Source organism: Xanthomonas sp. DAR 80977 (assembly GCF_041240605.1).
GTDB classification, from domain to species: domain Bacteria; phylum Pseudomonadota; class Gammaproteobacteria; order Xanthomonadales; family Xanthomonadaceae; genus Xanthomonas_A; species Xanthomonas_A bundabergensis.
In genome coordinates, this window is the sequence record NZ_CP162487.1 from 851,365 (window position 1) to 863,472 (window position 12,108).

The window sequence follows — 12,108 nt, forward strand, 5'->3', positions numbered from 1 at the left end:
CAGGAGCGGCGCGAGCCGCTCTGGAATCAGTGGCAGGCCCTAGGGCTTGCTCGGCACTTCGAAGCCGAGCTTGCCGACCTGATCGCGGCGCTGCGCCACGCGCTTGAGCTTGTCCACGTTGACGCCGTAGTCGCGGTCCAGCTTGCCGACCAGTTCGCGGTACTGCTTGTGGTCCATGTCCGGGCTGCGCGCGAACACCCAGGCCAGGTCGCGGCCGGGATAGTCGATCAGCGCCCAGGAATAGTCCGGCGCCACCTCGAGGATGCGGTACTTGGTCGGGACCACGGCGAAGAACCAGGTGGTCCAGCGGCGGTCGCCGGTGCCGTCCTTGACCGTGGCGCGCGAGGTGACCTCCTTGACCGGTTCGTCGAAGCCCTCGCGGTACTGGTAGCGCACGGCGATCTTGCCGTCCTCCTTGAGCGTGTACTCGTCGCTGCTGGCGACATGGCCGCGCTCGGCGAAGTAGGGCACGTGCGCGATCACGTACCAGCGGCCCATGAAGCGCTGCAGGTCGATCGGCGGTTGCTGCGAGGGTTCTTGCTCCGGGGATTTCGCCCGCGCCGCCGGCAGGGGAACGGCCATGCCGAGCAACATCACGGAGGCGAACAGGGAAAGCAGGCGCATATGGCAGGATCCGGAGGCTCGAAGAGACACGCTACTCAGTATCGGGCGAAAGTGATGTCAATAGTGGGTCGCAGCCGTTGAGATGGGCGCGCGGCAGGCTGCACGCCTCAGCCCTGCTCCGGAGTCGCCGCCATGCCGATCGCCCGTTCGTCCCGCCCCGCCCCTGCGCCGCACCCCGGCCTGCGCCGCCTGGTGCGGCAGGCGCTGCTCGCCGGCCTGGCCCTGGTCCTGGTCTGGCCGGCCGCGCGCGGCCACAGCGAATGGCTGGGCTGGCGGCCGCTGTGGCTGCTGGGCATGCCGCTGAGCGCGTGGTGGGCGCTGCACCGCTTCCCGTTGCCGCTGCGGCCGTTGCGCCGGATCCTGGCGCGGGTGCGGCCCCGGGTGCAGGCGCGGCGGCGGCGTGCGCCGGCGTGGCGGGTCAGCCGCGCGGCCTGACCTTCGGCAGGGGAGGGCCGCAGCCCTGCGTGCTACGGTTCCAGGCTGTTCTCCTGGACCTGCCCCATGCCCTCTCTTGCCCATGCCTGCCTGCTCGCCGGACTGATCGTCTCCGGCACCGCCGCGGCGAAGGAAACCGCGATGCCCCAAGATCCCTACGCCTGGCTCGAAGACGTCACCGGCGCCAAGCCGCTGGAGTGGGTCAAGGCGCAGAACGCCAAGACCGAGGCGCGGCTGACCGCGGAACCGGGCTTCCAGGCGCGCGAGGCCGGCATCCGCGAGGTGCTGGACTCGGACGCGAAGATCCCGGCGGTGCAGAAGATCGGCCCGTACTACTACAACCTGTGGAAGGACCGCGAGCACGAGCGCGGGCTGTGGCGGCGCACCACCCTGGAGGAGTACCGCAAGCCCGAGCCGAAGTGGGAGACGGTGCTGGACCTGGACGCGCTGAACAAGGCCGAGGGCGAGAACTGGGTGTGGCACGGCGCCGACTGCCTGCGCCCGGACTACCGCCGCTGCCTGATCGCGCTGTCGCGCGGCGGCGCCGATGCCGACGTCACCCGCGAGTTCGACCTGGGCAGCAAGCAGTGGGTCAAGGACGGCTTCTTCCGCCCCGAGGCCAAGGGCGGCCTGGGCTGGATCGACGCCGACACCGTCTACCTCTACACCGATTTCGGCGCCGGCTCGCTGACCAGCTCCGGCTACCCGCGCGTGGTCAAGCAGTGGAAGCGCGGCACCGCGCTGCAGAGCGCCACGCCGGTCTACGAAGGCAAGCCGGAGGACATGTACATCGCCGCGATGCACGACGACACGCCCGGCTACGAGCGCGATTTCGTCAGCCGCACGCTGGCCTTCTACAACGACGAGCTGTACCTGCGTGGCGCCGACGGCAGCCTGCGCAAGGTCGACGTGCCCAACTCGGCCAGCAAGCGCGTGCACCGCGAATGGCTGACCGTGCAGCTGCGCGACCCGTGGACCGTGGGCGGCACCACCTATCCCGCCGGCGCGCTGCTGGCCGCCAGGTTCGACGACTTCATGGCCGGCAAGCCGGCGTTCCAGGTGCTGTTCGCGCCGACCGACAGCACCTCGCTGGAGGCGTTCGCGTGGACCAAGTCGCACCTGGTGCTGAACGTGCTCGACGACGTCAAGAGCCGGCTGTGGGTGCTGACCCCGGGCGAGGGCGAGTGGGCGCGCGCGCCGTTCCCGGTCGGCGACCTGGCCTTCGGCAGCATCAGCGTCGATGCGGTCGACGCCGACGACAGCGAGCAGGTGTGGCTGACCTCCACCGACTTCCTGACCCCGACCACGCTGATGCTGGCCGACGTGCAGCGCGGCCCGCAGAGCATCGAGGCGCTGAAGGCGATGCCGAGCTTCTTCGATGCGTCCAAGGACGAGATCGAGCAGCACTTCGCCGTGTCCAAGGACGGCACCAAGGTGCCGTACTTCCTGGTCCGGCCGAAACAACTGAAGCTGGATGGCAGCCATCCGACCCTGCTGTACGCCTACGGCGGCTTCGAGATCTCGATGACCCCGTTCTATTCCGGCGGCCTCGGCCGCGCCTGGCTCGACCAGGGCGGCGTGTACGCGCTGGCCAACATCCGCGGCGGCGGCGAGTACGGCCCGCGCTGGCACCAGGCGGCGCTGAAGCAGAACCGGCACAAGGCCTACGAGGACATGGCCGCGGTGGCGCAGGACCTGGCCGCGCGCAAGATCACCTCGGCCAAGCACCTGGGCGTGCAGGGCGGCAGCAATGGCGGACTGATGGCCGGCAACATGCTGGTGCAGTACCCGCAGCTGTTCGGCGCGGTGGTGGTGCAGGTGCCGTTGCTGGACATGAAGCGCTACAGCCACCTGCTGGCCGGCGCCTCGTGGATGGCCGAGTACGGCAACCCGGACACCGACGACTGGAAATACATCCAGTCCTTCTCCCCGTACCACCTGTTCGACCCGAAGAAGACCTATCCGCCGGTGATCTTCCTGACCTCCACCCGCGACGACCGCGTGCACCCGGGCCACGCGCGCAAGATGGCGGCGAAGATGATCGACGCCGGCAAGGACGTGAGCTACTACGAGAACACCGAAGGCGGCCACGGCGGCGCGGCCAACAACGCGCAGGCCGCGCACATGCAGGCGCTGGCGTATGGCTTCCTGTGGGAACGGCTGAAGGATTGAAGGCCCGGTAGCGGCCAGTCGCAGCGGATGCCCGTGCGCTCTGGTGCGGGCGTTTGCAGGTCTGGCAGGGCGGGGTAACCCCAGGGCCGGAGCAACTGCAAAGGCCGGAGCAACTGCAAAGGCCGGAGCAACTGCAAAGGCCGGAGCAACTGCAAAGGCCGGAGCAACTGCAAAGGCTTTCGCGCCCTTGGCGCGAGTTACTTTTGTCTTGGCAAAAGTAACCAAAACCGCTGTCGCCGACGCGAGCCGATGCGATAAAGCCGCATCGGTTCCCTGCGCTCCTCGGCGCAAGCGGCATTTATCCCTTTTTCGGGACGGCGCCCAAACTCGCTTCGCTCAAACAAGGGCGCCTCTTCGGCCGCTTGCGCCTGCGGTGCTCGGCTCGCTTTAAGGCGAAGACAATCAAAAGCCAAAGCCAAAGCCAAAGAAAGCCATGGCAGCGTTGGTCACGCGATGTGGCCGCTGGCGATCTTGGGCTTGGTTTCGGTCTGCAAGGTCATTGCGATCGGCAGCGCCTGAAGGCGCTTACGGTTGGGCGTGGCGATCCCAGCGCGCCAGCCCGCGCGCGATCCGCGCCACCGCTTCCTGCAGCCGCGGCAGGCTCTGCGTGTAGGCGATGCGCACGTGCTGGCGCGCGCGGTGCTGGCCGAAATCCACGCCGGGGGTGAACGCCACGTGCTCGGTTTCCAGGAAGTGCGCGCAGAACGCCTGCGCGTCGTCGGTGAACGCGCTCACGTCGGCGTACAGGTAGAACGCGCCTTGCGGCTCGACTTCGATGCGCAGGCCGAGCGCGCGCAGCGCCGGCAGCAGGTAGTCGCGGCGCTGGCCGAATTCGGCGCGGCGCGCTTCCAGGATCTGCAGGGTTTCCGGCAGGAAACAGGCCAGCGCCGCATGCTGGGCGATGCTGGAGGCGCTGATGTACAGGTTCTGCGCCAGCTTCTCCAGCGACGCCACCGCCGCGCGCGGCGCCACCAGCCAGCCCAGGCGCCAGCCGGTCATGCCGAAATACTTGGAGAAGCTGTTGAGCACGTAGGCGTCGTCGTCGACCTCGAGCACGCTGGGCGCGTCGATGCCGTAGCTGAGGCCGTGGTAGATCTCGTCGACCACCAGGTGGCCGCCGCGCGCGCGCAGCGCCTGCGCCAGCGCGGCCAGTTCGGCGCGGTCGAGCAGGGTGCCGGTCGGGTTGGCCGGCGAGGCCACCAGCGCGCCGACGCTGTCGGCGTTCCAGTGCGCGTCCAACAGGGCCGGGGTCAGCTGGTAGCGGCTGTCCGGGCCGACCGGCACCAGCTGCGCGCCGCCTTCGACCAGGCGCAGGAAGTGGCGGTTGCACGGATAGCCGGGGTCGGCCAGCAGCCAGCGCTTGCCCGGATCGACCAGTAGCGCGCTGGCCAGCAGCAGCGCACCGGAACCGCCGGGGGTGATCAGGATCCGCGCCGGGTCCAGGTCCACGTCGTGGCGCTGCCGGTAGAAGCCGGCCAAGGCCTCGCGCAGCGCCGGCAGCCCGCGCGCGGCGGTGTAGCGGGTATGCCCGGCCGCCAATGCGGCCTGGCCGGCGGCGACGATCGGCGCGGCGGTGGTGAAGTCCGGCTCGCCGATCTCCAGGTGGATCACGTCGTGGCCGGCCTGTTGCAGCTCGTTGGCGCGGGCCAGCAGCGCCATCACATGGAACGGCTCGATGTCGCGGCTGCGTTGGCTGTAGGCGGGCTGTGCGTGCGGCGCGGCGGGGGATTGGAGCGGAAGCGGGTTCATGGGGCCGATCATAGAGGAGCGCGGCGCACAAAAACGTTGCGCGCGCTTGCCAGGATGCGGCGTTGCGCGGAGACTCGGCCGGCACCGTGCGGCGCCGCGCCGCACGCCTGCCGCCTCCCGGTCCGGGTGGCGCATCCTTCGTTGCGTTGCCGCCGCCGGAGCCCCATTAGATGCATCACCGTCCCTTGCTAGCGAGCTTCCTCCTGCTCATGACTTCGCCCTTCGCTTCCGCCCTCGCCACCGACGCCACCCCGCCGCACCCGGCCAAGCAGCCGCACACGGTCACCGCGCCGTTCGGCGCCGCCCGCCAGGACGACTATTACTGGCTGCGCGACGACAAGCGCGAAAACCCGCAGATGCTGGCCTATCTCAACGCCGAGAACGCCTATGCCGACCAGGTGCTGAAGCCGCTCAAGCCGCTGGAGGACACGCTGTACAAGGAGATCGTCGGCCGCATCAAGCAGGACGACAGCAGCGTGCCGTACCGCGAGCGCGGCTACTGGTACTACACCCGCTTCGAGAGCGGCAAGGACTACCCGGTGCACGCGCGGCGCAAGGGCAGCATGGACGCGGCCGAGGAAATCCTGCTCGACGTCAACGCGATGGCCGCCGGCAAGGGCTATTTCAGCCTGGGCGATGCGGTGGTCAGCCAGGACAACCGCATCCTGGCCTGGACCGAGGACGACGTCGGCCGCCGCCAGTACGTGGTGCGCTTCAAGAACCTGGGCACCGGCGAGGTCTACGCCGACCGCGTGCCCGGCGTGTCGCCGGAGGTGGTCTGGGCCGACGACAACAAGACCCTGTTCTACGTCGAGAACGATCCGGAAACGCTGCTCACCGTGCGCGTCAAGAAGCACGTGCTGGGCACGCCGGCCGCGCAGGACGCGCTGGTCTACGAGGAGAAGGACGACAGCTTCTACATGGGCGTGGGCCGTACCCGCGACGACAAGTACATCGTCATCGGCGTGGAGAGCACGGTGTCCTCCGAGCAGCGCTATGCGCCGGCCGCCGATCCGCAGCGCTTCACCGTGCTGGCGCCGCGCGAGCGCGACGTCGAGTACAGCGCCGACCATTTCGACGGGCGCTGGGTGATCCGCACCAACTGGAAGGCCAAGAACTACGCGCTGATGACCGCGCCCGACGGCGCCACCAGGCGCGCGCAATGGCAGGCCTGGCTGCCCTACGACGAGAAGGTGTTCATCGACGGCTTCGAGCTGTTCGACGGCTTCACCGCGATCGCCGAGCGTTCCGACGGCCTGGAGCGGATCCGCCTGCACTTCGCCGACGGCAGGGAGGACTACGTCAAGGCCGACGAGCCGGCGTACTCGATGGGCCTGTCGGTCAATCCCGAACCGGATACGCCGTGGCTGCGCTACAGCTACACCTCGCTGACCACGCCGGGCACCACCTACGAACTCAATACCCGCACCGGCGAGCGCAAGCTGCTCAAGCAGCAGCCGGTGATCGGCTACGACGCGAGCAAGTACCAGACCGAGCGCGTGTGGGTGACCGCGCGCGACGGGGTCAAGGTGCCGGTGTCGCTGGTGTACAAGAAGGGCTTCAAGAAGGACGGCACCGCGGCGCTGTACCAGTACGCCTACGGCAGCTACGGCATGTCCACCGATCCCAATTTCAACCTGCCGGTGGTCAGCCTGCTCGACCGCGGCGTGGTCTACGCCATCGCGCACATCCGCGGCGGCCAGGAGATGGGCCGCGACTGGTACGACCAGGGCAAGCTGCTCAACAAGAAGAACACCTTCACCGACTTCATCGACGTGACCCGCGGCCTGGTCAAGCTGGGCTACGCGGCGCCGGACCGCGTCGCCGCGGCCGGCGGCAGCGCCGGCGGGCTGCTGATGGGCGCGGTGGCGAACATGGCGCCGCAGGACTACCGGGTGCTGGTGGCGCAGGTGCCGTTCGTCGACGTGGTCACCACCATGCTCGACCCGAGCATTCCGCTGACCACCAACGAATACGACGAGTGGGGCAATCCCGAGCAGAAGACCTACTACGACTACATGCTCGGCTACTCGCCCTACGACAACGTCACGCGCCAGGCGTATCCGGCGCTGTTCGTCGGCACCGGCCTGTGGGATTCGCAGGTGCAGTACTGGGAGCCGGCGAAGTGGGTGGCCAAGCTGCGCGAGGACAACACCGGCACGCGGCCGATCGTGTTCCGGGTCAACATGGAAGCCGGCCACGGCGGCAAGTCCGGGCGTTTCCGCCGCTACCGCGAGCAGGCCGAGTCGTACGCGTTCATGCTCGACCAGCTGGGCGTGGAGCACGCGGCGCAGTAGCGCCGGCTGGCCTGGCATCCTGTCGCGGCTTCAGCCGCGACAGGTTCCGAAATCGGCCCGGTTTCCGGCTTCGCTCGTCGCGGCTGAAGCCGCTCCCACAGTGGCATGCGCTCGGCTGGCTGGGTGCACTGTGGGAGGGCTTCAGCCCCGACCGACGGGTTCCGGAGCCGGCGAGGTTTCCAGCTTCGTTCGTCGCGGCTGGAGCCGCTCCTACAAAGGCGTGCGCTCGGTTGGCTGGGTGCACTGTAGGAGGGGCTTGAGCCCCGACCGACGGGTTCCGGAGCCGGCGAGGTTTCCGGCTTCGTTCGTCGCGGCTGAAGCCGCTCCTACAAAGGCGTGCGCTCGGCTGGCTGGGTGCACTGTGGGAGGGGCTTGAGCCCCGACCGACGGGTTCCGGAGCCGGCGAGGTTTCCGGCTTCGTTCGTCGCGGCTGAAGCCGCTCCTACAAGGCGAGCGCTCGGCTGGCTGGGCGCACTGTGGGAGGGACTTCAGTCCCGACTGCATCCAGCTTCGGCCAGCGCGCTGCGTCGTTGCGGAGTCGCTGCGCACGAAGCGAGGGCGCCCGGCGACGCGAGGTCCGCATCGGCATCCGGCCGCGGCTTTATCATGCGCCGATGGAACCCCCTTCCCGTTTCCGCTGGGCCTGGTGGCTGCTGGCCTACGTCAGCCTGGCCACGGGCATCGTCGGCATCTTCGTGCCGGGCTTGCCGACCACGGTGTTCGTGCTGATCTCGGCCTACGCCGCCTCGCGCGGCTCCGAGCGCCTGCGCCGCCGGTTGCTGGAGGATCCGCGTTTCGGTCCCAGCATCCGCGACTGGGAAGCGCACGGCGCGGTCAGCCGCCGCGGCAAGTGGATGGCCACGCTGACCATGGCGGTATGCGCGCTGGTGCTGCTGCTGTTCGTGCACAAACCGTGGGTGCAGGTGCTGGCGATCGGCTGCATGAGCTGCGTGGCGCTGTGGCTGTGGCTGCGCCCGGAGCCGCCGCCGCGCGATTGAGGCCTTTGCCCGGCCGCCATCGCGCCGGGCCGCAACGCCGCATGCGGCACAGCCGGTTCATGCCCTTCTGGCTATACTCGGCGCATGAGCACATCGTCCCGTCATCCGATCCGTATCGCCCTGTTCGGCGCCGCTTTGCTGGCGCTGTCCGGGTGCGGCAACAAAGGCCCGCTGGTGATGCCGCAGAAGCCGGTCCCGGTGGAGGCCGCGCCGGCCACCGCGCCCGACGCGACGCCGCCGGCAACCACCGATCCCGCCGGCCAGGCGCAGCCGGTCGATGGCCAGCAGCAGCCGGTCGACGACAGCACCACCACGCCCACCGATGGGAATGAGTGAGGCCAGCGCCGCGGCGCGCCTGCGCTTTTCCAAGATGCAGGGCGCGGGCAACGATTTCGTGGTGCTCGACCTGCGCGACGGCACGCCGCCACCGGACGCCGAGCTGGCGGTGCGCATGGCCGATCGCCATTTCGGCGTCGGTTGCGATCAACTGCTGACCATCGAGGCGCCGCGCACCGCGGAGGCGGTGGCCAGCTACCGCATCTGGAACACCGATGGCAGCCTGGCCGGGCAGTGCGGCAACGGCGCGCGCTGCGTGGCCGCCTGGCTGGTGCGCGACGGCGCCGCCGGCAGCGATCCGTTCGTCATCGACAGTCCGTTCGCCTCGCACCGCATCGAGCGCGGCGCCGACGGCCAGTTCGCGGTGGCGATGGGCGTGCCGCGCTTCGCGCCGGAGGACGTGCCGCTGGTCGGTTTCCCGCGCGCGCGCGAGGAATACGTGCTGCCGCTGCAGGGCGGCAGCGTGCGCTTCGGCGCGGTGTCGATGGGCAACCCGCACGCGGTGCTGGAAGTGGGCCTGGTCGACGCGGCGCCGGTCGAGCGGCTGGGGCCGTTGCTGCAGCAGCATGCGTCCTTCCCCGATTCGGTCAACGTCGGCTTCGCCCAGGTGATCGACCGCGGCCACGTGCGCCTGCGCGTGTACGAGCGCGGCGTCGGCGAGACCCTGGCCTGCGGCAGCGGCGCCTGCGCGGCCGCGGCGGTGCTGATCCAGCGCGGCCGCGTGGAGCGCGACGTGCGCGTGGTCCTGCCCGGCGGCGAGCTGCGCATCCGCTGGCTGCACGACGCGGAGCAGGTGGTGATGTCCGGGCCGGCGGCCTTCGTCTTCGATGGGGAGTGGATCCGATGAGCGAGACCCAGGAAAAGATCGGCGCGCACGAAATCGCCGCATGGCTGCGCCGCCACCCGACCTTCCTGAAACAGTTCCCCGACCTGGCGCTGACCCTGGTGGTGCCGCGCGACGACGGCCCGACCGCGTCGCTGGCCAGCTACCAGCTGGAAGTGCTGCGCGACAAGAACCGCGAACTGTCGCGGCGCCTGTCCGAGCTGGCCGCCAATGCCCAGGTCAACGAACGCCTGGCGGTGCGCACCCACCAGCTGACCCTGGCGCTGATGCGCCAGACCAGCGCCGCCGACAGCGTGCGCGCGATGGCCGCCTCGCTGCAGGAAGACTTCCAGGGCGACCTGGTCAGCATCGTGCTGCTGCGGCCGCTGCCCGGGCTGGAGCAGGCGCCGTGGCTGCAGATCCTGGCGCAGGACGATCCGCGGCTGGCGCCGTTCCGCGACTGCCTGAAGGACGGCGAGCCGATCTGCGGCCGCCTGCAGCCGGAGAAGCAGGCGCTGCTGTACGCCGCGCGCATCGAGGAAGTGCAGTCCACCGCGCTGCTGCCGCTGCCGGGCGTGGGCCTGATCGCGGTCGGCAGCCACGATCCGAACCGCTTCTATCCCGGCATGGGCACCTTGTTCCTGCGCATGATGGGCGAGTCGCTGGTGGTGGCGTTGCAACGCTTCGCATGAAGGCCGGGACGCGGGACGCGGGACTCGGGACCCGAAAAAAGCGGGCCGACGCGCGCGCCGATGCGTCGGCTGTCGATGCCGAATCCCCAATCCCGAATCCCCAATCCCGGTTCCTCAGCTACCTGCACGTCGAACGCCGCATGTCCGCGCATACCCTGGACGCGTACCGCCGCGACCTGGCCGCGCTGGCGGCGTGGGCGGCGGACAATGCCGGCGGCGAGGTGGCGGCGCTCGGCGCCGACCAGCTGCGCCATTTCATCGCCGCCGAGCACCGCCGCGGGCTGTCGCCGAAGAGCCTGCAGCGGCGCCTGTCGGCGTGCCGCAGTTTCTATGCCTGGTTGCTCAAGCACGGCCAGATCGCCGCCAGCCCGGCCGCGGCGTTGCGTGCGCCGAAGGCGCCGCGCAAGCTGCCGCAGGTGCTGGACGCGGATGAGGCGGTGCGCCTGGTCGAGGTGCCGACCGACGTGCCGCTGGGCCTGCGCGACCGCGCGCTGCTGGAACTGTTCTATTCCTCCGGCCTGCGCCTGAGCGAGCTGTGCGCGCTGCGCTGGCGCGATCTGGATTTCGCCAGCGGCCTGGTCCGCGTGCTCGGCAAGGGCAACAAGCAGCGGCTGGTGCCGGTCGGCTCGCACGCGCGCAAGGCGCTGCTGGAATGGCAGGCGGAGACCAGGGCCGCCGCCGAGGCGCCGGTGTTCCCGGGCCGCGGCGGTGCGCCGATCGGCGCGCGCGCGGTGCAGATCCGGATCAAGCAGCTGGCCGGGCGCCAGGGCCTGTTCAAGCACGTGCATCCGCACATGCTGCGGCACAGCTTCGCCAGCCACATCCTCGAATCCTCCGGCGACCTGCGCGGCGTGCAGGAATTGCTCGGCCACGCCGACATCGCCACCACGCAGATCTACACCCACCTGGATTTCCAGCACCTGGCCAAGGTCTACGACGCCGCGCATCCGCGCGCCAAGCGCAAGTCGTGACCGGCTGAACGGGCGCGCTGCGTCCGCACGTTCGCGCGCTTGTTCTGGATCAAGGCGCGCGCCGCCGCGGGCGCGGACACTGTCCGCCGGAGCGCGAAGCGAGGCAGGTCGATGGCAAAACCCTTTCCGTTGCAACCCGCGCATCCCGAGCGGATCTGCTGGGGCTGCGACCGCTACTGCGCGGCGGAGGATCTGGCCTGCGGCAACGGCAGCGGACGCGTCATGCACCCGCTGGAGCTGCAGGGCGAGGACTGGTACCTGCTGTGGGGCGTGGAGCCCGACTCCGCGCACCCGGGCCGCGCGAAGATCGGCGGCGATCGGCAAGCCGATGCTTGAACCGGCCGCGGCCTGCCCCCACACCTGAAGCATCGCTCAGGAGGCCGCATGGACCCCAGTCAGAACCCCAACGTTTTCCACGCCACCACGATCCTGTCGGTGCGCCGCAACGGCCATGTCGCCGTGGCCGGCGATGGCCAGGTGACGCTGGGCCATACCGTGATGAAGGGCAATGCGCGCAAGGTGCGCCGGCTCGGCCGCGACGGCCAGGTGCTGGCCGGCTTCGCCGGCGCCGCCGCCGATGCGTTCACCCTGTTCGAACTGTTCGAGGCCAAGCTGGAGAAGCACGGCCAGCTGACCCGCGCGGCGGTGGAACTGGCCAAGGATTGGCGCACCGAGCGCCGCCTGGGCAAGCTCGAGGCGCTGCTGGCGGTGGCCGACAAGGAAACCTCGCTGATCATCAGCGGCACCGGCGACGTGATCGAGCCGGAGGACGGCATCATCGCGATCGGCTCCGGCGGTTCCTACGCGCTGTCGGCGGCGCGCGCGCTGCTCGGCCACACCGAGCTGGACGCCAAGACCATCGCGGTCGAGGCGCTGAACATCGCCGGCGACATCTGCATCTACACCAATCGCAACGTGGTGGTCGAGGAGCTGTGATTCGGGAGTCGGGATTGGGGATTCGCAAAAGCGCTCCTTTCCCTGTGCCCGGACACGCCTCGATCGTTCCTACTC

12 protein-coding genes are annotated in these 12,108 nt (G+C 69.7%); 10 read left to right on the forward strand and 2 right to left on the reverse strand.

All coding sequences use genetic code 11. From position 1 onward, the window contains the following. Window positions 1-39 precede the first annotated feature (39 nt). Window positions 40-624 (reverse strand): lipocalin family protein, encoded by a 585-nt coding sequence (locus tag AB3X10_RS03680; protein WP_369979165.1) that lies wholly within the window; start codon window positions 622-624, stop codon window positions 40-42. Window positions 625-756: 132 nt separating this feature from the next. Between AB3X10_RS03680 and AB3X10_RS03685 the strand changes: the two genes are divergently transcribed. Together AB3X10_RS03685 and AB3X10_RS03690 are read left to right on the forward strand one after the other, a co-directional pair. Beyond that, window positions 757-1,059 (forward strand): hypothetical protein, encoded by a 303-nt coding sequence (locus AB3X10_RS03685; protein ID WP_369979166.1) that lies wholly within the window; start codon window positions 757-759, stop codon window positions 1,057-1,059. Window positions 1,060-1,125: 66 nt separating this feature from the next. Further along, window positions 1,126-3,231 carry a prolyl oligopeptidase family serine peptidase gene (locus AB3X10_RS03690; protein WP_369979168.1) on the forward strand — a complete coding sequence of 702 codons (2,106 nt, stop codon included), beginning with the start codon at window positions 1,126-1,128 and terminating at the stop codon, window positions 3,229-3,231. Between the two features lie 525 nt (window positions 3,232-3,756). Here AB3X10_RS03690 and AB3X10_RS03695 read toward each other — a convergent pair. Next, entirely contained in the window at window positions 3,757-4,980 is a 1,224-nt protein-coding gene (locus AB3X10_RS03695; RefSeq protein WP_369979170.1) for a pyridoxal phosphate-dependent aminotransferase, read from the reverse strand. Between the two features lie 170 nt (window positions 4,981-5,150). Between AB3X10_RS03695 and AB3X10_RS03700 the strand changes: the two genes are divergently transcribed. The 8 genes from AB3X10_RS03700 to hslV all read left to right on the forward strand — a co-directional run bounded on the left by AB3X10_RS03700 (window position 5,151) and on the right by hslV (window position 12,033). Then, complete coding sequence (locus AB3X10_RS03700; protein ID WP_369979172.1) at window positions 5,151-7,277, forward strand: S9 family peptidase; 2,127 nt, start codon at window positions 5,151-5,153, stop codon at window positions 7,275-7,277. A gap of 614 nt (window positions 7,278-7,891) precedes the next feature. Then, window positions 7,892-8,275 (forward strand): YbaN family protein, encoded by a 384-nt coding sequence (locus AB3X10_RS03705; RefSeq protein ID WP_369979174.1) that lies wholly within the window; start codon window positions 7,892-7,894, stop codon window positions 8,273-8,275. A gap of 84 nt (window positions 8,276-8,359) precedes the next feature. After that, window positions 8,360-8,611, forward strand: a complete 252-nt coding sequence (gene lptM, locus AB3X10_RS03710; protein ID WP_369979176.1) for an LPS translocon maturation chaperone LptM — start codon at window positions 8,360-8,362, stop codon at window positions 8,609-8,611. After that, window positions 8,604-9,458: a diaminopimelate epimerase gene (gene dapF / locus AB3X10_RS03715; protein WP_369979178.1), complete on the forward strand. Its 855-nt coding sequence runs from the start codon at window positions 8,604-8,606 to the stop codon at window positions 9,456-9,458. Before lptM ends, dapF begins: the two co-directional genes overlap by 8 nt. Further along, window positions 9,455-10,126, forward strand: a complete 672-nt coding sequence (locus tag AB3X10_RS03720; protein ID WP_369979180.1) for a DUF484 family protein — start codon at window positions 9,455-9,457, stop codon at window positions 10,124-10,126. The genes dapF and AB3X10_RS03720 overlap by 4 nt, the downstream gene beginning before the upstream one ends. A 140-nt stretch (window positions 10,127-10,266) precedes the next feature. Continuing rightward, window positions 10,267-11,097 carry a tyrosine recombinase XerC gene (gene xerC / locus AB3X10_RS03725; protein ID WP_369979182.1) on the forward strand — a complete coding sequence of 277 codons (831 nt, stop codon included), beginning with the start codon at window positions 10,267-10,269 and terminating at the stop codon, window positions 11,095-11,097. A 39-nt stretch (window positions 11,098-11,136) separates the two neighbouring features. Beyond that, on the forward strand, window positions 11,137-11,433 hold the full coding sequence (locus tag AB3X10_RS03730) for a DUF3079 domain-containing protein (protein WP_369979183.1): 297 nt from the start codon (window positions 11,137-11,139) through the stop codon (window positions 11,431-11,433). Between the two features lie 48 nt (window positions 11,434-11,481). Further along, the gene (hslV, locus tag AB3X10_RS03735; RefSeq protein WP_003465879.1) at window positions 11,482-12,033 is read left to right on the forward strand and encodes an ATP-dependent protease subunit HslV; all 552 of its coding nucleotides are present in this window, start codon (window positions 11,482-11,484) and stop codon (window positions 12,031-12,033) included. The last annotated feature ends 75 nt before the right edge of the window (window positions 12,034-12,108 follow it).